Origin of the sequence: Tabrizicola sp. M-4 (assembly GCF_051132405.1) — a bacterium.
Classification (GTDB): Bacteria; Pseudomonadota; Alphaproteobacteria; order Rhodobacterales; family Rhodobacteraceae; genus Paragemmobacter.
In genome coordinates, this window is the sequence record NZ_CP128606.1 from 1,340,808 (window position 1) to 1,361,855 (window position 21,048).

At 66.9% G+C, this 21,048-nt stretch carries 17 protein-coding genes; 13 read left to right on the forward strand and 4 right to left on the reverse strand.

The annotated features are described in order from the left end of the window. Entirely contained in the window at positions 1 to 1,053 is a 1,053-nt protein-coding gene (locus TabM4_RS06515; protein WP_434620106.1) for an ABC transporter substrate-binding protein, read from the reverse strand. Positions 1,054 to 1,287: 234 nt separating this feature from the next. Between TabM4_RS06515 and TabM4_RS06520 the strand changes: the two genes are divergently transcribed. The 6 genes from TabM4_RS06520 (at position 1,288) to TabM4_RS06545 (ending at position 8,239) form a co-directional block, all read left to right on the forward strand. Then, a complete protein-coding gene (locus TabM4_RS06520) occupies positions 1,288 to 2,277 on the forward strand; it encodes an MDR family oxidoreductase (RefSeq protein ID WP_434620110.1) in 990 nt (329 codons plus the stop codon). Positions 2,278 to 2,581: 304 nt separating this feature from the next. Beyond that, on the forward strand, positions 2,582 to 3,811 hold the full coding sequence (locus tag TabM4_RS06525) for an aminotransferase class V-fold PLP-dependent enzyme (RefSeq protein ID WP_434620113.1): 1,230 nt from the start codon (positions 2,582 to 2,584) through the stop codon (positions 3,809 to 3,811). A gap of 63 nt (positions 3,812 to 3,874) precedes the next feature. After that, entirely contained in the window at positions 3,875 to 5,308 is a 1,434-nt protein-coding gene (locus tag TabM4_RS06530) for a cryptochrome/photolyase family protein (protein ID WP_434620116.1), read from the forward strand. Positions 5,309 to 5,417: 109 nt separating this feature from the next. Beyond that, positions 5,418 to 6,632 carry a class I SAM-dependent methyltransferase gene (locus tag TabM4_RS06535; RefSeq protein WP_434620119.1) on the forward strand — a complete coding sequence of 405 codons (1,215 nt, stop codon included), beginning with the start codon at positions 5,418 to 5,420 and terminating at the stop codon, positions 6,630 to 6,632. Positions 6,633 to 6,642: 10 nt separating this feature from the next. Beyond that, positions 6,643 to 7,083 (forward strand): TrgA family protein, encoded by a 441-nt coding sequence (locus TabM4_RS06540; RefSeq protein WP_434620122.1) that lies wholly within the window; start codon positions 6,643 to 6,645, stop codon positions 7,081 to 7,083. A gap of 37 nt (positions 7,084 to 7,120) precedes the next feature. Continuing rightward, positions 7,121 to 8,239 carry an NUDIX domain-containing protein gene (locus tag TabM4_RS06545; RefSeq protein ID WP_434620125.1) on the forward strand — a complete coding sequence of 373 codons (1,119 nt, stop codon included), beginning with the start codon at positions 7,121 to 7,123 and terminating at the stop codon, positions 8,237 to 8,239. 516 nt (positions 8,240 to 8,755) lie between these two features. On the opposite strand, the gene TabM4_RS06550 is transcribed toward TabM4_RS06545, so the two are convergent. From TabM4_RS06550 to TabM4_RS06560, 3 genes are all read right to left on the reverse strand, one after another. Further along, entirely contained in the window at positions 8,756 to 9,931 is a 1,176-nt protein-coding gene (locus TabM4_RS06550) for a Gfo/Idh/MocA family protein (RefSeq protein WP_434620128.1), read from the reverse strand. Between the two features lie 73 nt (positions 9,932 to 10,004). Then, complete coding sequence (locus TabM4_RS06555; RefSeq protein WP_434620131.1) at positions 10,005 to 11,060, reverse strand: sugar phosphate isomerase/epimerase family protein; 1,056 nt, start codon at positions 11,058 to 11,060, stop codon at positions 10,005 to 10,007. Positions 11,061 to 11,094: 34 nt separating this feature from the next. Next, entirely contained in the window at positions 11,095 to 12,135 is a 1,041-nt protein-coding gene (locus TabM4_RS06560) for a LacI family transcriptional regulator (RefSeq protein ID WP_434620134.1), read from the reverse strand. A 346-nt stretch (positions 12,136 to 12,481) separates the two neighbouring features. Here TabM4_RS06560 and TabM4_RS06565 point away from each other — a divergent pair, with 346 nt between their 5' ends. The 7 genes from TabM4_RS06565 to TabM4_RS06595 all read left to right on the forward strand — a co-directional run bounded on the left by TabM4_RS06565 (position 12,482) and on the right by TabM4_RS06595 (position 20,984). Next, positions 12,482 to 13,711, forward strand: a complete 1,230-nt coding sequence (locus TabM4_RS06565) for an ABC transporter substrate-binding protein (protein WP_434620137.1) — start codon at positions 12,482 to 12,484, stop codon at positions 13,709 to 13,711. A gap of 95 nt (positions 13,712 to 13,806) precedes the next feature. Further along, positions 13,807 to 14,679 carry a carbohydrate ABC transporter permease gene (locus TabM4_RS06570; RefSeq protein ID WP_434620140.1) on the forward strand — a complete coding sequence of 291 codons (873 nt, stop codon included), beginning with the start codon at positions 13,807 to 13,809 and terminating at the stop codon, positions 14,677 to 14,679. Next, positions 14,672 to 15,613, forward strand: coding sequence for a carbohydrate ABC transporter permease (locus TabM4_RS06575; protein ID WP_434620143.1), 942 nt, complete (start codon positions 14,672 to 14,674; stop codon positions 15,611 to 15,613). The genes TabM4_RS06570 and TabM4_RS06575 overlap by 8 nt, the downstream gene beginning before the upstream one ends. 3 nt (positions 15,614 to 15,616) lie before the next feature. Then, complete coding sequence (locus TabM4_RS06580) at positions 15,617 to 16,696, forward strand: ABC transporter ATP-binding protein (RefSeq protein WP_434620146.1); 1,080 nt, start codon at positions 15,617 to 15,619, stop codon at positions 16,694 to 16,696. A gap of 3 nt (positions 16,697 to 16,699) precedes the next feature. Then, positions 16,700 to 19,096, forward strand: a complete 2,397-nt coding sequence (locus tag TabM4_RS06585) for a beta-mannosidase (protein WP_434620149.1) — start codon at positions 16,700 to 16,702, stop codon at positions 19,094 to 19,096. Position 19,097: 1 nt separating this feature from the next. Then, the gene (locus TabM4_RS06590) at positions 19,098 to 19,847 is read left to right on the forward strand and encodes a sugar phosphate isomerase/epimerase family protein (protein WP_434620152.1); all 750 of its coding nucleotides are present in this window, start codon (positions 19,098 to 19,100) and stop codon (positions 19,845 to 19,847) included. A gap of 3 nt (positions 19,848 to 19,850) precedes the next feature. Further along, complete coding sequence (locus tag TabM4_RS06595) at positions 19,851 to 20,984, forward strand: Gfo/Idh/MocA family protein (protein WP_434620155.1); 1,134 nt, start codon at positions 19,851 to 19,853, stop codon at positions 20,982 to 20,984. The last annotated feature ends 64 nt before the right edge of the window (positions 20,985 to 21,048 follow it).

Here is a 21,048-nt window from a genome sequence, read left to right on the forward strand (position 1 = left end):
TCAGAAGCCCGCCTTGATGTTCTCGAACTCCTGGATCATCCTCTCGCGGAACTCGCCCGAAACCGGGGTCTGGGCCAGCAGGGTCGTCGTCACCGGGTCCACGAAGGCCGCCTGCTGCGCCTCCAGCGGGATATCGGCCATCGCCGCGGTGTTGGCATGGGCATAGCCCAACTCGTCGAGGAAGACCTGCGCCGAGCCATGCGCCAGCATCGAGTTGATGAAGTCATAGGCCTTCTCTTCCGAGCCGGGCTGATCCTTCATGTTCACATAGCCGCAATACCAGGTCGACGCGCCTTCCTTCGGCGCGCGGTTGAACCCAACCGGGAAGTTTTCGGCCTGCAGCAGCGCCACGCCGTCATTCCACGACCAGGCGATCAGCACCTCGCCCGTCGCCATCAGCTGCGACAGCTCCGCCGGGTCCGCCCAATAGGCGCGCACATTCGGATGCACCGTGCGCAGCCAGTCCGCCGCGGCTTGGAACTGCTCGTCCGTCACGTTGTCCCAGCTCGTCACGCCGGTCGCGAGGAAGGCCAGCGCCCAGATGTCGTCCGAGTTGTCGGGAAGCGAGATGCGCCCGGCATATTTCGGATCGGCGAAGACCTGCAGCGAGGCGACATCCGCCTCGGGCACCTCGGTCGTGTTATAGGCCACGGCGGTATAGGCGTAATCGGTCGGGATGAACCACACCCCGCCATCATCCTGCACATAGCTGGATTTCAGCAGTGCCGGGTTGATATTGGCGAATTCCGGGATCTTCGAGACATCCCACGGCTCGATCAGATCCGCGCCCCGATAGCGCGGCAGCGAGGCGACGCAGGGATGGGTCACGTCGGACTTGAAACCCGAAGAGACCTTCTGGAAAGCCTCGTCATCATCGGCGAAGAAGGAATAGGTGGGCTTCTGCCCGTGCTTGGCCACATAGTCCGTCAGCACGCCGTCCATTTCCCATCCGGCCCAGTCGAAGACGATCATCTCCGGGTCGGCGGCGCGGGCGGCGCCAGTCAGGATGACAAGGGTCGCAGCGGTGGCAAGGAGCTGTCTGGTCAGTTTCATTCGGGTTCCTCTCTGTTGCACTCCGGCGCTTTTCCCCTTGCAGCCGGATGACGAAGTGACGCTATTTCAGGCAGTGGCAGGCCTCAACCCGATAACGACATTGGGCGGGGCCGACCTTACGACAAGGGGGCCGGGGGCAAAACGCCGACAAAGATGGCGAGTATTGCACGGAAAACGGGCAATCGCGCGCCGAAGGGCGGTTTGCCGGGCCAAGGAAAGGGAAAGGACGCGACCATGTTCAGGGCGATGGTGGTGGAAAAGGATGAAGCCGGCGCAACTTCGGCGGGTGTCCAGATGCTGGACGACTCGCGCTTGCCCCCCGGCGACGTGACCGTCGCGGTGGAATGGTCCACGCTGAACTACAAGGACGGCCTCTGCCTCGGATCAGGCGGCGGCATGGTCCGCGTCTGGCCGCATGTGCCGGGGATCGACTTCGCCGGCACGGTCGAGGCGTCCGACGATCCGCGCTACCGCCCCGGCGACCGCGTCGTCCTCACGGGCTGGCGCGTCGGCGAAAGCTGGTGGGGCGGCTTTGCCGAAAAGGCGTGCGTCAAGGCCGATTGGCTGGTCCCGCTGCCCGATGGGCTGACCACCCGTCAGGCCATGGCCGTGGGCACGGCGGGCTTCACCGCCATGCTGTCCGTCATGGCGCTGGAGGCGCATGGCCTGACCCCCGCGCTGGGCGAGGTGCTGGTGACAGGGGCCGCGGGCGGCGTGGGCTCGGTCGCGGTCGCGCTCTTGGCCGAACGCGGCTACAGCGTCGCCGCCGTGACGGGGCGGCCGGAAACGGAACCCTATCTCCGCGCCCTCGGCGCCTCCCGCATCGTCCCGCGCGAGGATCTGGCCGAGACGGTCAAGAAACCGCTGGAATCCGAGGTTTGGGCCGGCTGCATCGACAATGTCGGCGGCGCGATGCTGGCCCGCGTGCTGGGTCAGATGAAATCCGACTGCTCGGTCGCCGCCGTGGGCCTTGCGGGCGGGGCCGACCTCCCGGCCAAGGTCACGCCCTTCATCCTGCGGGGGGTCAACCTTCTGGGCATCAACTCCGTCATGGTGCCCTATGCCAAACGCGTGACGGCATGGCAGCGCATCGCGGCGGAACTGCCCATGCCCAAGCTCGAGGCGATGGTCGAGGAATGCGCGCTGGCCGATCTGCCCGACCTTGGCCGCGCCATCCTGAAGGGGGCGGTCAAGGGCCGCGTCGTGGTGGACGTGCGCCGCTAGGCCCTGACGCAGCACCTCGTGGCCGAAGGGGCAGGGGGCGCGCGCGCCCCCTCTTGGCGCTGCGCGCCAATTCACCCCCTGCGGATATTTGGAAACGGATGAAGGGGCAGGGTCCGCGCCAAGACGGGGCTTGAGCCTGCCTTGCGCCCGCGCTACCAAGTCAGCCGAAGGGCCGCGCGCCCCTCTGCCTGCGGAAGAGACATGCCGCAGGCTGGCTGGAAGACCTGCCACGGACCGGGCCGCGCGCCCCGCCCGTGCAGGGCGCACCGGGTCCGTGGCAACCGAACCTTGAAGGGATGCCCCGATGACCGCACTCGACCTTGATTTCGTCCGCTCGCATTTCCCGGCCTTCGCCTCGCCGGTCCTCTCCTCCCATGCCTTCTTCGAGAATGCGGGCGGTTCCTTCCCCTGCCGTCAGGTGGTGGACCGCCTCCACCGCTTCTATACCGACCGCAAGGTGCAGCCCTATGCCCCCTATCCCGGCGCGCAGGCCGGCGGGGCCGAGATGGACGAGGCCCGCACCCGCCTTGCCGCGTTGATGGGCGTGGCGCGCGAAGAGGTCTCCTTCGGCCCCTCCACCAGCGCCAATACCTATGTCCTCGCGCAGGCGGTGCGGAAATGGCTGTCGGGCCGCGACCTCGCCATCGTGGTGACCGATCAGGACCACGAGGCGAATTCCGGCGTCTGGCGCCGCCTTGCCGACGAGGGGATCGAGGTCCGTGAATGGAAACTCGACCCCGCGACCGGATCACTCTCGCCCGCCGCGCTCAAGGCGCTGCTCGCCGATGGCAAGGTGCGGCTGGTCTGCTTCCCGCATTGCTCCAACGTGGTGGCCGAGATCAACGACGTGGCCGAGATCTGCGCCCTCGCCGCAGAGGCGGGCGCGCGCACCGTAGTGGATGGCGTCAGCTACGCCCCCCATGGCCTGCCCGACATCCCGGCGCTGGGCTGCGACGTCTATCTCTTTTCCGCCTACAAGACCTATGGCCCCCATCAGGGCATCATGGTCATCCGCGCGGCCTTCGGGGCGGAGCTTCCCGGTCAGGCGCATTACTTCAACAACGGCACGCTCTATAAACGCTTCACCCCCGCAGGCCCCGACCACGCCCAGATCGCCGCCTGCGCCGGGGTGGCCGACTACATCGAGGCGCTGGCCGACCAACACGGCCTCACCGGCGATGCGGCGGCGCGCAACAGGGGCGTGCATGACCTGATGCGCGCGCAGGAAGAGGCGGTCATCGCGCCGCTTCTCGACTATCTCGCCGCGCGCAACGACCTCCGCCTGATCGGGCCCCGCGATGCCGCCCGCCGCGCGCCCACCGTCGCGGTGGACCTGAACCGCCCCGCCGAACCCGTCTCGGTCGAACTTGGCAAGCGGGGGATCGCCTGCTGGGCAGGCGATTTCTACGCCGTCCGCCCCCTCACCGCGATGGGCGTCGATCTGGAGAAGGGCGTCCTCAGGATGAGCGCGGTGCATTACACCAGCCCCGAAGACGTCACCCGCCTGATCGCGGCGCTGGACGCGGTGCTCTGACAGGCCCGATGATCCGGGGTGCAGGCTCGCGCGTATCAGAGTAAAGAAAGACTGAATGCGCGCATGACTGCCCCCCTCCTCCTCTGGTTCCGCCGCGACCTGCGGCTGGATGACCTGCCGATGCTGGCCGCGGCCCTTGCCAGCCGTCAGCCCCTGATCCCCGTCTTCCTGCTGGACCCGGAAACCGAGGCGCTGGGCGCCGCGCCGAAATGGCGACTTGGTCTGGGGATCGAGGCCTTCGCCGCCCGGCTTGCACAGGCTGGATCGCGCCTGATCCTGCGCCGGGGCGAGGCGCTGACCGCGCTGCAGGCTCTGATCGCCGAAACCGGGGCGTCAGGCGTGCTGTGGTCGCGCCTCTACGACCCCGCCGCCAAGACCCGCGATGCAGGCGTGAAGGCCGCGCTCAAGGCGCAGGGCCTGCGCGCCGAAAGCTTCGCAGGCCACCTGATGCACGAACCATGGACGGTGCAGACGGGGCAGGGCGGGTTCTACCGTGTCTACACCCCCTATTGGCGGGCGGTGCGCGGCCTGCCCGTCGCCGCGCCGGACCCCGCCCCCTCCCGCCTTCCCGCGCCAGAGGCTTGGCCCGCCTCCGACAGCCTTGCCGACTGGCACCTTGGCGCCGCCATGAACCGCGGCGCCGCCATCGTCTCGCGCCATGCCCGCGTGGGCGAGGCCGCAGCGCGCGACCGGCTGGGCGACTTTCTCTCCGGTCCCGTCTCGCGCTATGCCGAGGCGCGCGATCTTCCCGCCGAACCCGGCACCTCGCGCCTGTCGGAAAACCTCGCCTATGGCGAGATCGGCATCCGCCGCATCTGGCATGCCGCCTATTCCGTCTTCGACCGTGGCGATCCGGGGGCCGAGACCTTCCTCAAGGAACTGGTCTGGCGCGAATTCTCCTACCACCTGCTGCACCACACGCCCCATATCGCCAGCGCCAACTGGAAACCCGAATGGGACAGCTTCCCGTGGCAGGGCGAAGGCCCCCGCCTCACCGCTTGGCAGCGCGGCATGACGGGCGAGCCCTTCGTCGACGCCGCCATGCGTGAACTCTACGTCACCGGCACCATGCACAACCGGGGCCGCATGATCGTGGCCTCATACCTGACCAAACACCTGATGACCCATTGGAAACACGGGCTGGACTGGTTCGCCGACTGCCTGATCGACTGGGACCCCGCCGCCAATGCGATGGGCTGGCAATGGGCCGCAGGCTCCGGCCCCGATGCCGCGCCCTATTTCCGCATCTTCAACCCCGCCACGCAGGTGGAGAAATTCGATCCCCGCTCCCTCTACCGCCGCCGCTTCATCGCCGAACTCTCCCGCACCCCGCCGCCCGAGGCGCTCTCCTTCTTCGAGGCGGCCCCGCGCGCATGGGCGCTCGATCCCGCGCGCCCCTATCCGCGCCCCATCGTCGACCTCGCCGAAGGCCGCGCCCGCGCGCTTGCCGCCTATGCCGCGCGGGGCGGTGCGGGTGACGCAGGGGAAAGCGCCTGACGGTCACGCAAAGCCTATTCGAACGCCGTGCAAAAATGCATGAAACCCTTGAGTGCCGCCCGCGTATCTGGGACTGTGACGGGCAAAAAATAAGAAACGTGGGGAGTCCATGGACGTACTGACCAGCATCAAGGGCCAATCCGGCCTGCCGCGCTATTTCGCCTCGGCCTTTCAGGTATTGCAGGGCATGGGACGGGGGCGGCTGGATTTCGTCCTGCCGGATGGCCGCCGCTTCCGCATCGACACCCACAAACCCGGCCCCGTGGGCGAGGTGCTGGTCCACAACCCCGACACCTTCGCCCGCCTGATCCGCGAAGGCGATCTCGGTTTCTGTGATGCCTATCTCGAAGGCTGGTGGTCCACCCCCGACCTGCAGGCGCTGATGGATCTCGTGCAACTGCCGGAAAATGACAGCATCAACGACGGCTTCCCCGGCATGGGCCTTCTGCGCTTCTACGAACGCCTGCGCTTCTGGCTGCAATCCAATTCGAAAACGCAGGCGAAGAAGAACATCAGCTACCATTACGATCTGGGCAACGATTTCTACCGCCTCTGGCTGGACGAGACGATGACCTATTCCAGCGCCATCTTCCACACCGGGCAGGAAAGCCTCGAGGCCGCGCAGACCGAGAAATACAAATCCATGGTCGATCAGATGGGCGCCCGCCCCGGCGACCATGTGCTGGAAATCGGCTGCGGCTGGGGCGGTTTCGCCGAATATGCCGCCAAGGAACGGGGGCTCAAGGTCACCGGCCTCACCATCTCCCGCGCCCAATACGATTACGCGGTAGACCGCATGGCCCGCGCGGGCCTGTCGGACCGGGTGGAGATCAAGCTGCAGGATTACCGCGACGAACGCGGCCTCTATGACGGCATCGCCTCCATCGAGATGTTCGAGGCCGTGGGCGAACGCTATTGGCCCGTCTATTTCGACGCGCTCCGCGAAAGGCTGAAACCGGGCCGCAACGCCACGCTCCAGATCATCACCATCGCCGACCGCCGGTGGGAGGTCTACCGCAAGGGCGTCGACTTCATCCAGAAATACATCTTCCCCGGCGGCATGCTGCCCTCGCCCTCCGCGCTGCGGGCCGAGGTGGAACGCGCGGGCCTCCGCGTCGCCCATTCCGTCGAATTCGGCGACAGCTACAGCCAGACGCTCCGCCGCTGGCACGACAGCTTCAACGACCGCTGGGACGAGGTGGCGAAGATGGGTTTCGACGACCGCTTCCGCCGCATGTGGAACTTCTACCTCACCTCTTGCGCCGGGGCCTTCCAGGGCGGAAACTGCGACGTAACCCAGATCACCGTCACCCGCCCGAGTTGAGGCCCGCCCCATGCCCACCGCCGCCAAGCTGGTCGCCGCACTCTGCTTCGCCTTCCTTGGTTGGGTGGTCGCCATCATGATCGAAAACACGATGCCCGAAAGCGCCCGCGTCGGGCGCATGTATGAAGTGGCCATCGCCTGCGGCGTGCTCATGGGCTGGTTCATCTCCGGCGCGGCCAGACGTGCCGGGATGTTCGAGGCCGCCTCGACCGGCATGCGCACGGCGGTCATCGCCACGGTTTCGGCCCTCTTGGTCATCGCGGTTGCCACCATGCTGAACATCGCCATGCGCGGCCGCTATCGCGGTCCGATGGATGCCCTGCTCGACATCGTCGACCAGTTCTTCGGCTTCGGCTCCTTCGTCATCACGCTGCCCGTGCTCGTCACCATCATCCTCGGCGGGGCCGTGGCCGGCATGATCACCGAAGCCGCCGGTCGCCGCTGGCGCTAGGGCAGGGCAGCAAGGGCAGCAGGAACACGTGGCGCGCATGGCCAATTTCTTCTTCTACGGCACCCTGTGCCATGGGCCGCTGCTGGACTGCGTGCTCGGTCGCCCCGCCAGCCCGCGCGCGGCCCATCTCCCCGATCATGCCGTCAACTGGGCGGCGGGCGGGGCCTTCCCCCTCATCCACCCGCAACCCGGGGCCATGGCGCAGGGACTCCTCCTCGAAAACCTGACCGTGGCAGAGGCCGCCCGCCTCGATCATTACGAAGGCGGCTTCGGCTACCTCACCCGCGACGTTCCGGTGCAGGCAGGCGGGGAAACCGTCACCGCCCGCGTCTATTTCCCCGAACCGGGCCGCTGGCAGCCCGCAGCCCCTTGGTCGCTTGCCGATTGGGTCGCCCGCTATGGCGAGGCCGCCACCGCCACCGCCGCCGAATTCATGGCCCTCATGGGCCATGTCCCCGCGTCCCGACTCGCCGCGCGCTACGGCGCGATGCTCGCCCGCGGGGCCGCGCAGGTGCGGGCGCGCCGCCCGTCCCCCGCCACCCTCCGCCGCGCCGCCACCGCCGAGGATGTCGCCCTCGAGACCCGCGCCACCCCCTATGCCAAATTCTTCTCGGTCGAGGATTGGCGGCTCGGCTGGCGGCAATTCGACGGGCGCATGGGCGCCCCGGCCGACCGCGCGGTCTTCGTCATGGCCGATGCCGTCACCGTCCTGCCCTATGACCCGGTCCGCGACCGTGTCCTTCTCATCGAACAGTTCCGCGCAGGCCCACTCGCCCGTGGCGACGCCGCCGCTTGGCAACTGGAGGCCGTCGCCGGACGCATCGACCCCGGCGAGACCCCCGAACAGGGCGCCCGCCGCGAGGCGCTGGAAGAGGCGGGCCTCACCCTCGACGCGCTCATTCCCGTGGCGGACTACTACCCCAGCCCCGGCGCGATCACCGAATATCTCTATTCCTTCGTCGCCCTGACCGACCTGCCCGATGGCGTGGCCGGCGTCTTCGGGGTCGAGGAAGAGGCCGAGGACATCCGCGGCCATCTCATCCCCTTCGCCCGGATGATGGACCTCGTCGCCTCCGGCGAAATCGCCAACGCCCCCCTCATCCTCACCGCCCTCTGGCTGCAACGCGAACGCCCCCGCCTGCGCGCCCGCTCCTGATCCGCCTCAACGCCTCCACGTCACCCCCGGCACCCACCCCGACAACCCCGCCCCGGCCCCCGCGCCGGGGCCTCCCCCGGCCCAGTCCGCAAGCCCGTCCAACCCGAACCCCACAGCCTCCACCGCCCCGCTCCACGCCCTTCCGTCGCCCCCAACGCCCCCCCCGACAACCCCGCCTCGGCCCCCGCGCAGGGGCCTCCACAGGCCCAGCCCGACCCACCCCAACCCCGCGCCCACCCGCATCAAGGCCCCGGCTTCCCGTTCCCCGACACGTCACACCCTGCCTGTGACCCGCGCAGCTGCCATCCCTGCACGTACCCGCATCGGCCGCACAATGCCGGACCCGACCCCCGCCGTTCCGCAGCCCCCATCCCAGAGCCGTTAACCTTAATGATTTCCCACCAGCACCGTGCGCTGCGTGCATACGGTTTGCTGCACAACCTGCGGCACGGGCAGCGGCTTGGCCGTTCTCCGGCCAAACCGCTGATCCGCCAGCAGATTAACCCACCGCGCGCCTCACAGCGCCAGTGAAACCCACGCCCCGTTCCGCTTCGACGACCGCACGCAGGCATCGACGAAGGCCACGCCCTCGACCCCCTCCTTCAGCCCCGGGAAGGTCACCGCCGCATCCACCGCAACCCCATCCCGCCGCGCAAGGATCGCCCGCGCCGCCTCGGCGTAAATGTTTGCGAATCCTTCCAGATACCCTTCCGGATGCCCCGGTGGCACCCGCGTCACGCGCCCCGCCTCCGGCCCCGATCCGGCCCCGCCCCGCGTGATCCGGTACTTCGGCTGGTTCAACGGCCCGACCCACAGGTAATTCGGGTCCTCCTGCGCCCATTCGATCCCGGCCTTCGTCCCGTAAACCCTCAGCCGCAAACCATTTTCACAGCCCGCCGCGACCTGCGAACACCAAAGCATCCCCCGCGCCCCACCCTTGTAGCGCAGCATCACATGCCCGTTGTCATCCACCCGCCGCCCCGGCACGAAGGCCTGCAGATCGGCGGCAAGGGACTCCACCTCCAACCCGGTGACGAACCCCGCCAGATTGAACGCATGCGTCCCGATATCGCCCGTGGCCCCGCCAGCCCCCGACCGCGCCGGGTCCGTCCGCCAATCCGCCTGCTTTTGCCCAGACGTTTCAATGGGTTCCGCCAGCCAGTCCTGCGCATATTCCACCTGCACGACCCGGATATCCCCCAGATCGCCATTGCGCACCATTGCCGCCGCCTGCCGGATCATGGGATAGCCCGTGTAGTTATGCGTCAGCGCAAAGACCACGCCCGACGCCTCCGCCGCCTTGGCCAGCCGCTTCGCCTCCGGCAAGGTCGCGGTCAAGGGCTTGTCGCAGATCACATGGATGCCCCGCCGCAGGAACTGCATCGCCACGGGCGCATGCATGTGATTGGGCGTCACGATCGCCACCGCCTCGATCCCGTCCTTCCGCCGCGCCTCCCGCGCGGCCATCTCGGCAAAGCTCGCATAGGTGCGCTTCGGATCGACCCCAAGGTCCGCCCCCGACGCCATGCTCTTTTCTGCGTTGGATGAGAAACACCCCGCAACCAGTTCATATTGATCATCAATCCGCGCCGCGATGCGATGGACCGCGCCGATGAAGGCATCGCGCCCGCCCCCCACCATGCCCAACCGGATACGCGGCGCCCGCGCGACATGTGCCCCCGTTATGGCCATTCCAAAGCCCTCCCGTCTTCATCCGTTCCCAAATATCCCGGGGGTGCGGGGGCTGGCCCCCGCTCCCGCCCTCTCAATCCAAACCCAACATCCGCCGGTTCGCGGCCCGGTCCGTCCCCGCATCGGCGAAGTCGTCGAAGGCCTTCTCCGTCACCCGGATGATGTGGTTCCGCACGAACTCCGCCCCTTCCCGCGCCCCGTCCTCCGGGTGCTTCAGGCAGCATTCCCACTCCACCACCGCCCAGCCGTCGAACCCGTATTGCGTCAGCTTGGAAAAGATCCCCACGAAATCCGCCTGCCCGTCACCGGGGCTGCGGAAGCGGCCCGCGCGGTTCGCCCATGACTGATAGCCGCCATAGACACCCTGCCGTCCCGTCGGGTTCAACTCGGCATCCTTGACGTGGAACATCCGGATGCGGTCGTGGTAGATGTCGATATGTTCCAGATAATCAAGGTGTTGCAGCACATAATGCGACGGGTCGTACAGCATGCAGGCCCGCGCATGCCCGCCCACCCTTTCGAGGAACATCTCATAGCTCACCCCGTCATGCAGGTCCTCGCCGGGGTGGATCTCATAGCAGACATCGATCCCCATCTCCTCGGCATGGTTCAGGATCGGCAGCCAGCGCCGCGCCAATTCGTCGAAGGCCTCCTCGATCAACCCGGCAGGTCGCTGCGGCCACGGATAGACATAGGGCCATGCCAGCGCGCCCGAAAAGGTCGCATGCGCCGACAGGCCCAGATTGCGCGACGCCGTCAGCGCCTTTTTCACCTGATCCACGGCCCACTCGGCCCGCGCCTTGGGGTTGCCCCGCACGGCAGGTGCCGCGAACCCGTCGAAGGCCGCGTCATAGGCCGGATGCACCGCCACCAACTGCCCCTGCAGATGGGTGGAAAGCTCGGTCACCGCGATCCCCGCCTCGGCGGCCTCGCCCTTGAACGTGTCGCAGTAATCCTTTGACGCGGCTGCCTTTTCCAGATCGAACAACCGCCCGTCCCAGCTTGGCACCTGCACCCCCACATAGCCGCAATCGGCGGCCCAGCGGGTGATCGACTTCCACGAATTGAACGGCGCCGCATCGCCTGCGAATTGCGCAAGGAACAGGGCAGGGCCCTTGATCGTCTTCATCGCTTTCCTCCTCCCAAGGTCTTTTTCCGTCCGTCTACAGCCCCTCGCCGGGGTCCGGCGCATCGAGAAACTGCGCCCGCTCCGGCGCGCGGCGCTCGATCGCGGCGATGATGGCCTTGGCAAGGAAATGCCCCGCCCGCGACACATCCTCGCGCAGCACGATCAACTCGCTGCGGAACCGGTGCAGGAAGGGGACTGCCTCCTTCCCCACACCGTCGAAGTCCCGCCCCAACCGCGCTCCCGCCCGCTCCGCCCCGTGGACCGAGGCCATGGTCGCCGTCGTCGATCCCAGAACAAGCCCGTCGGGTGGGTTCGGCGCGCGGAACCGCGCCTCCACCACGCGCTCGATCTCGCTCCCCACCGAGTCCGAGGTGATCCCCTCCGCCACCTCGAAGGCAAGGCCCAACCGCGCCGCCTCGTCCGCGAAGCCCGTCAGCATGTGCCTCGCATAGGAATGCGCGCGCGGCGGGGCCACGATCATCAACCGCTTCCGCCCCCGCGCCTGCAGGATGCGCACCGCCTGCCGCCCATAGGCCTCGTTGTCATAATCGAAATAGGGATGGTCGATCCCCATGTCGGTCCGCCCATGGGTGGCAAAGGGAAAGCCACGCTCCTGCATATAGCGGATGCGCGGATCGTCGGGGCGGGTCTGGTTCAGGATGATCCCGTCCGCCGATCCCGTCTCCACGATATAGCGGATGGGCGTCATCGGGTCCTCGTCGGAAAAGAAGGGCATCACCACCAGATGATAGGGCGTCCCCTTCAGGCTCCGCGCGATGGAATAGAGCAGTTGCGAGGTATGGTTCATCACATCTGCCTCGGCTGACAGGACCAGCGCGATGACATTGGTCTTGCCCGTCCGCAGACGCACCCCCGCCCGGTTCGGGCGATAGCCAAGCTGCGCCGCCATCTCGCGCACCCGCCGCTTGGTCTCTTCCCCGATATCGGGCGCGTCCTTCAAGGCACGGCTCACCGTCGCCACCGCCAGCCCCGTGGCCAGCGCGATGGTCTTCAAGGTGGGCCGCTCGTCCGGCGGGGGCAGGGCAGAAGGCGGGAGGAGCGTCGAATCTGTCATTCTTCCTGCCCTTTGCGCTGCAGTGCAAAACCGCCCTGCCGCAGTGCCGCAAGGCCCGTGCCGCAGATTCCCCGAATCATTCCGCCCCTCCGCCGCCCGCGCCCCGGGGCTTCCGGCGCGCCTGCCGCCCGGTGCCCCGAAAACCCTTGCGGGGCAGGGCTTTGGCATCCTGTGCCTCGGCGTTTCATGGGGCTGCGCTGCATCGGAAGACGGGGCCTGCCAAAGGGGCGATTCACCTTCATTTGATCCCTCCTTAACGGGGGCCACAAGCGAAATGATTTCTTGATCGACAAAACTATAACGTTATAGAACTTACCTATAACGATTTAGAAACCGGGAGGAACTGATGAAACGCTTTACTCTGGCTGCGGGGCTTATGGCCTCGGTGGCCCTGCCCACGGCTGGCCTTTCGACGGAACTCGAGGTCACCCATTGGTGGACCTCGGGCGGTGAAGCCGCCGCCGTGGCCGAACTGGCCAAGGCTTTCGACGCCTCGGGCGACAAATGGGTCGATGGCGCCATCGCAGGCGGCGGCGACACCGCCCGCCCGATCATGATCAGCCGCATCACCGGCGGCGATCCGATGGGGGCCACCCAGTTCAACCACGGCCAGCAGGCGCTGGAACTGGTCGAGGCCGGGCTGATGCTCGACCTGACGGACGTGGCCGAGGCCGAAGGCTGGAAGGACAAGATCTATCCGCCCTCGCTGCTCGACAGCTGCACCGTCGATGGCCGCATCTACTGCGCGCCGGTCAACATCCACTCGCCCGAATGGCTCTGGCTCTCGAACAAGGTCTATGAAGACCTCGGCATCCCCGTTCCCACCAACTGGAACGAATTCGTGGCCACCGCCCCGCAGGTCGAGGCGGCGGGCAAGATCCCGCTCGCCCTTGGCGGCCAGCCCTGGCAGTCGAACCTCGCCTTCGGCGCGATCACCGTCGCCGTCGCCGGTCTGGATGTCTGGAAACAGGTGAACATCGAAAAGAACATGGACGTGGCCGCCGGTCCCGAGATGGCCGCCGTCTTCGCCGCAGCCGCCGATGCGCGCAAGCTTGCCGCGAAATCCACCGTGCAGGACTGGAACCAGGCCACCAACCTCGTCATTACCGATCAGGCCGCCGGCCAGATCATGGGCGACTGGGCGCAGGGCGAATTCCAGGTCGCGGGCGAGGTTGCGGGCGTCGATTACACCTGCCTTCCGGGCCTTGGCCTGAACGCCTACCTCTCCACCGGCGGTGACGCCTTCTACTTCCCCAAGCTTGACGATCCGGAAAAGGAAGCCGCGCAGAAGCGTCTTGCCGCGCTGCTGGTCTCGCCCGAGGCGCAGGTGGCCTTCAACCTCAAGAAAGGCTCGCTGCCCGTGCGCGGCGACGTCGATCTGGCGGCGGCCAATGACTGCATGAAGAAGGGCCTCGAAATCCTCGCGGGCGGCAACATCATGCCCTCGGGCGATCAGGTCTGGTCGCCGGACGTGCAGACGCAGCTCGGCGACCTGCAGGCCGAGTTCTGGAAGTCCGACATGGCGGCCGCAGACGCCCACGCCAAATACGTGGAAATCCTGCAATCCGGCCTCTGATCGGTCACGCATAGCGAAGGGCCGGTCGCAAGGCCGGCCCTTCCTCTTCCCTTCCCCTGCAGGCGAGACCGGACATGGCGGGCAACACGCGGCGCATGCGCCCCTTTCGCAACATCTATGCCAAGATCGCAGCCCTGCCGATGATCCTGACGACGCTGGTCGTCTTCGTCGGCGGCACGATCTGGACGGTGACCTATTCCTTCACCGACTCCAAGCTTCTGCCCCGGCTGAACTTCGTGGGCTTCGACCAATATGAACGCCTCTGGTCCAACAGCCTCTGGCTGACCTCGATCCAGAACCTGATGATCTTCGGGGTCTTCTCGCTCGTCTTCACCATCGGCATGGGCTTCCTGCTCGCCGTGCTGATGGACCAGAAGATCCGCTTCGAGGACACGTTCCGCACCATCATGCTCTATCCCTTCGCGCTGTCCTTCATCGTGACGGGGCTGGTGTGGCAATGGGTGCTGAACCCCGATCTGGGCATCCAGCATTTCGTGCGCGGTCTGGGCTTCGAAAGCTTCGAATTCGACCCGCTCTCCAACCCCGACACGGTCCTTTACGGCCTCCTCATCGCCGGACTCTGGCAGGGGACGGGTTTCGTGATGTGCATCATGCTCGCCGGTCTGCGCGGGATCGACGAGGATATCTGGAAGGCCGCCCGCGTCGACGGCATCCCGCGCTGGAAGACCTATCTCTTCGTCGTCATCCCCATGATGCGGCCCGTCTTCATCACCGTCCTCGTCATCGTGGCCTCGGGCATCATCAAGCTCTACGACCTCGTCGTCGCGCAAACCTCCGGCGGCCCGGGCAATGCGAGCCAGGTGCCTGCCATGTATGTCTACCGCTACATGTTCACCGCGCAGAACCTCGGCCAAGGCTTCGCCGCCTCCACCATGATGCTGCTCTCCGTGCTGATCGTGCTGATCCCTTGGGCCTATCTGGAATTCGGAGGCAAGAAACATGGCTGACGCGACCGTCAACACCGCCCCGCCGCGCCCCTCCGGCACCCGCATCGACGCCGCCTCCGGCCCGCGCGGCGCCAAACCCCGCCGCCGCCTCTCGCCGGGCAACATCATGCTCTACGGCACGCTGATCGTGGTGGCGCTCTACTACCTCCTGCCGCTCTGGGTCATGGTGATGACCTCGGTCAAGGGGATGCCCGAAATCCGCATGGGCAACATCTTCGCCCCCCCGGTCGAGGTCACCTTCCAGCCTTGGGTCAAGGCATGGGCCGAGGCCTGCACCGGCCTCAACTGCGACGGCCTCTCGCGCGGGTTCTGGAACTCGGTGCAGATCCTGATCCCCTCCGTCATCCTCTCCATCGCGGTGGCATCGGTGAACGGCTACGCGCTGGTCAACTGGCGCTTCAAGGGGTCGGACGTGTTCTTCACGATCCTGATCTTCGGCTCCTTCATCCCCTACCAGATCATGCTCTACCCGATCGTGATTCTGCTGCGCGAAATGGGCATCTACGGCACGCTCTGGGGCCTCGTCCTCGTGCATACGATCTTCGGCATGCCGATCCTGACGCTGCTCTTCCGCAACTACTTCTCCTCGCTGCCGGAAGAACTCTTCAAGGCCGCCCGCGTGGATGGGGCAGGGTTCTGGGGCATCTACTTCCGCATCATGCTGCCCATGTCGCTGCCCATCTTCGTCGTGGCCGTCATCCTGCAGGTCACGGGCATCTGGAACGACTTCCTCTTCGGCGTCGTCTACACCAAGCCCGAACTCTACCCGATGACGGTCCAGCTCAACAACATCGTCAACTCCGTGCAGGGGGTGAAGGAATACAACGTCAACATGGCCGCAACCCTGCTGACGGGCCTCGTTCCCCTGATCGTCTATTTCCTCTCTGGCAAGCTGTTCGTCCGTGGCATCGCGGCGGGCGCGGTGAAGGGCTGATCCATGCAGCATTCGATTTCCGTCAAGGACCTGACCCTCAACTTCGGCGCGGTCTCCGTCCTGAAAACCCTCAACCTCGACGTGGCCGAGGGCGAATTCATCGTCCTCCTCGGCCCCTCCGGCTGCGGGAAATCCACGCTGCTGAACTGCCTCGCGGGGCTTCTGGACATCTCCGATGGCCAGATCTGGATCAAGGGCAGGAACGTCACATGGGCCGAACCCTCCGAACGCGGCATCGGCATGGTGTTCCAGTCCTACGCCCTCTACCCGCAGATGACGGTGCGCGGAAACCTCTCCTTCGGCCTGAAAAACGCCCGCATGCCCAAGGATGAAATCGACCGCCGCGTCGCCCGCGCCGCCGAAATCCTGCAGATCGGCCCGCTTCTCGACCGCAAGCCCGCCGCCCTCTCGGGCGGTCAGCGCCAGCGCGTCGCCATCGGCCGCGCCCTCGTGCGCGACGTGGATGTCTTCCTCTTCGACGAACCGCTCTCCAACCTCGACGCGAAACTCCGCTCCGAATTGCGGGTGGAGATCAAGCGCCTCCACGCCCGCCTCGGCAACACCATGGTCTACGTCACTCACGACCAGATCGAGGCGCTGACGCTGGCCGACCGCATCGCCGTCATGCGCGGCGGCATCATCCAGCAACTCGACGCGCCGCAGACCATCTACAACAAACCCGCGAACCTCTTCGTCGCGGGCTTCATCGGCAGCCCGTCGATGAACTTCCTCCACGGCTCCGTCGTCGATGCAGGCCGCGCCTTCACCGTGGCCGGGGCCAAGATCGACCTCTCCGCCTATGACGGCGGCAGGCCCGTGGACATGGACAAGGCCATCCTCGGCCTGCGCCCCGAACACATCACGCTGGCCGCCGAGGCCGAACCCGGCCGCACCATCCCCGCCACGGTCGAGATCGACGAACCCATGGGCGCCGACAGCCTCGTCTGGCTGACGACGGGCGGCACGCAGATATCGGTCCGCGTCCCGGTGGAACGCCGCCTCGCCCCCGGCACCAACGTGCATCTGCGCGTGGATGTGGCCAAGGCATCCCTCTTCGATGCCAAATCCGAGCAGCGGGTCTGAACCATGCAGGATCTTGCCGGAACATGGACCCTCGCCGATGCGCAGGGCAATCACAGCGTGCCCTTCCCCTTGCCGGGGGATGGCATCTCCGCCTTGCAAGCCGCGGGCGCGATCCCCGATCCTTATTTCGGCCGCAACGAATACGGCCTGCGCTGGATCAGCGAAACCGACTGGGTCGCCACCCGCAGCTTCACCCATGATGGCAAACCCTGCGATCTGGTGATTGAAGGTCTGGATACCGTGGCCGAGGTGCATCTGAACGGCGTCCTCGCCCTCTCCGCCGCCAATGCCTTCCGCCGCTGGCGGGTCGATGCCGCGGGCCTCCTGCGCAAGGGCAAGAACGAGATCGCCATCACCTTCCGCTCCCCGGTCACCGAAGGCGCAGCGCGTCAGGCGGCCCAACCCTTCTTCGTTCCGTGGCACGAAGGGAACTGCCCCATCCCCAACGGCAACATGCTGCGCAAACCGCAATGCGATTTCGGCTGGGATTGGAACATCGCCCTCGCCCCCTTCGGCATCTGGGGCGGCATCCGGCTGGAACCGCAGGGCGACCGCATCGCCGACGTGATCGTCACGCAGACCCATGGCGAAGGCGCCGTCACTGTCACGGTCGAGGTGCAGGGCATCGCCGCGACCGAGACGCAGGTGACCGCCACCCTCTGCGGCATCACCCGCAGCGCCCCGCTGCGGCAGGGCGTGGCGCGGCTGGTCCTCGACATCCCCGATCCGGTCCTGTGGTGGCCCGTGGGCCTTGGCCCGCAGGCGCTGCACGACCTCACGGTCACGCTGGGCACCGCCCGCGCCACCCGCCGCATCGGCCTGCGCGACTTGGCGCTCGTCTCCCAACCCGATGCCGCGGGCCGCTCCTTCGGCTTCCGCGTCAACGGCCATGACGTCTTCGCCCGTGGCGCGAACTGGATTCCCGCCGACGCGCTCCATGGCCGCATCACGCCCGACGGCGTGCGCGACCTCCTGCAATCGGCCATCGACGCCAACATGAACATGATCCGCATCTGGGGCGGCGGGCGCTATGAACCCGATTGGTTCTACGACCTCTGCGACGAGATGGGGCTGATGGTCTGGCAGGACTTCATGTTCGCCTGCAACCTCTACCCCTCCACCCCCGACTTCCTCGCCGACGTAGCCGCCGAAGTGCGCGACGTGGTCTCGCGCCTGAACCACCACGCCTGCATCGCGCTCTGGTGTGGCGACAACGAATTGATCGGCGCGCTGGGCTGGTTCGACGTCTCGCGGCAGGACCGCGACCGCTACCTCGTCAGCTACGACCGCCTCAACCGCACGGTGGAGGAAGGTCTCCGCGCCGTCCTGCCCCATGCCAATTGGTGGCCCTCCTCCCCATCCCCCGGGGTCCTCGCCTTCGGCGACGCATGGCACGACGACTCGTCAGGTGACATGCATTTCTGGTCCGTCTGGCACGAAGGCCGCGACTTCGACCATTACCGCGACGTGCGCCCCCGCTTCTGTTCCGAATTCGGCTTCCAGTCCTACCCGTCGATGGACGTCATCCGCCGCTTCGCCGATCCGCAGGATTTCAACATCGCGGCCCCGGTGATGGAAAGCCACCAGAAGAACGCGGGCGGCAATGCCCGCATCGCGGAGACCATGTTCCGCTACTTCCGCTTCCCGGTGGACTTCCCGAACTTCGTCTACCTCTCCCAAGTCCAGCAGGGCCTCGCCATCAAGACCGCCGTCACCGCTTGGCGCGCGCTGAAACCGCATTGCATGGGCACGCTCTACTGGCAATTGAACGACACATGGCCCGTCTGCTCATGGGCCTCGCTCGACCATGGCGGGGGCTGGAAACTCCTCCACCACATGGCCCGCCGCTTCTATGCCGATCTGACGGTGATCTGCATCCCCGAAGGCGGCGACTTCGTCCTGAAGGCGGTCAACGACCGCCTCGCCCCCGCCCCCCTGCGGGTGGAGGCTTGGGCCGTCGCCATGGACGGCACCTCGCGCAAACTGGCCGAGGCCGACCTGACCGCCCCCCCCGATCGCGCGGCCGAGGTGCTGCGCCTGCCGCATTCCGGCATCGCGGCGGGCGAGATCCTCTCCTTCATCTGGGACGGGGCCGCCATCGGCCACGACATCCACGCGCCCCGCCCGTGGAAGGCCTATGACCTCCTCCCCCCCGGCATCGACATGACGGTCACGCAGGACGGGACGCAGTGGAAGATCACCCTCGTCTCCCGCGCCCTTGCCCCCTTCGTGGCGGTGGAGGCCGATGTGCCGGGACGCTTCTCCGACAATGCGCCCACGCTGATCCCCTGCATCCCCGTGACGCTCATCTTCACCCCCCGCGACGCGGGTGCGGCACCCCGCTTCACCCTCCGCGACCTCTATTCGGCGACCTACGGATCGCCCAGCCAAGGAGCCTGAGATGTTTTCCTACCAACTCTATTCCTCGCGGAACTTCCCCCCGCTTCAGGCCACGCTCGACATGCTGGCCAAGGCGGGCTACGCGGCGGTCGAAGGCTATGGCGCGCTCTATGCCGATGCGGCGGCGGTGGATGCCATGGCCGAGGGCCTCGCCGCCACGGGGCTGAAGATGCCCACCGCGCATTTCGGCCTCGACCAGCTTGAAGGCGACCCCGCCGGATGCGTCGCCATCGCCCGCCGCCTTGGCATCGAACGCCTCTACTGCCCGTGGGTCCATCCCGACCTCCGCCCCACCACCGCGCAGGGCTGGCGCGATTTCGGCGGCAGGCTGGAACGCGCGGGCGCGCCGATCCGCGCGGCGGGTCTGGGCTTCGGCTGGCACAACCACGATTTCGAATTCATCCCCCTTCCCGACGGCACGATCCCGATGACCGCCCTCCTCGAGGGCGGCCCCGCGCTGGAATGGGAAATGGACGTGGCATGGGTCATCAAGGGTAAGGCCGACGCCCTGCACTGGATCGCCGCCGAACGTGGCCGCATCACGGCGGCCCATGTCAAGGACATCGCCGCCCCCGGCGAGAACGCCGCCGAGGATGGCTGGGCCGATGTCGGCCACGGCACCGTCGACTGGCGCGCGCTCATGGCCGCGCTGCGCGGGGCAGGGGTCGCGCATTTCATCATCGAACATGACAATCCGTCCGACCACGCCCGCTTCGCGCAACGGTCGCTCGCCTCCGTGAAAGGATACTGAACCATGGCCAAGCTTGGCATCGGCATCATCGGCTGCGGCAACATCTCCGAGGCCTATCTGCGCCTCGCGCCGACCTTCAAGGGTCTGGAAGTGCGCGCCGTCGCCGACATGAACATGGACGCCGCCAAGGCCCGCGCCGAGGCGTTCAATACCAAGGCGCAATCGGTCGACGACCTGCTCGCGAACAAGGATATCGACGTGGTGATCAACCTCACCATCCCCGACGCCCATTTCGGCGTGTCGAAGTCGATCCTGCAGGCGGGCAAGCACGTCTATTCCGAAAAGCCCCTGACCCTCACCCTCGAAGACGGCCTCGCCCTGCGCGATCTCGCGCGGTCCAAGGGCCTCTCCGTCGGCTGCGCCCCCGACACCTTCCTAGGTGGCGCGCATCAGATGGCGCGCGCCATGATCGACGAAGGCAAGCTCGGCACCATCACCGCAGGCTGCGCCGCCGTCATGGGCCACGGCATGGAACACTGGCATCCCAATCCCGATTTCTTCTTCCTTCCGGGTGGCGGCCCCATGCTGGACATGGGGCCCTACTACATCGCCAATCTCATCAACCTCATCGGCCCGGTCAAACGCGTCGCCGCCCTCACCTCCGCCGCGCACGAAACCCGCACGATCTCGTCGGAACCGCGCAAGGGAGAGGTCATCCCCGTCAAGACTCCCACCAACATTCACGCCCTTCTGGAATTCCACAACGGCGCGACGGTGAACCTCTCGGCAAGCTGGGATGTCTGGCACCACAAGCGCGTCAACATGGAACTCTACGGCACCGAAGGCACGATCTACGTCCCCGACCCGAATTTCTTCGGCGGCAAGGTCGAAATGGCGGGCCGCGACGGCAAGCTGCAGGACGTCCCCCTCTGGGACCATCCGCTGTCCAAGAACAATCAGGAACACCCCTCCGTCGGCCCCCTCGCCAATTACCGCACGGCAGGTCTGGCCGACATGGCCCGCGCCATCATGGACGGGGGCGATGCCCGCTGTTCCATCGACCGCGCCCTGCACGGGGTCGAGGTGATGACCGCCTGCCTCAAATCCGGCGCGGAAGGCAGCTTCGTCACCATGGGCACCACCTGCACCCGCCCCGCCGCACTGGGCATAGCCGAGGCGCAGGCGCTTCTGGCCTGACCCCGGCCCCCACGAAGACCAAGCCTCCTCCGCTCCATCGCTCCGGTCCCCGCAGGGGGCCGGA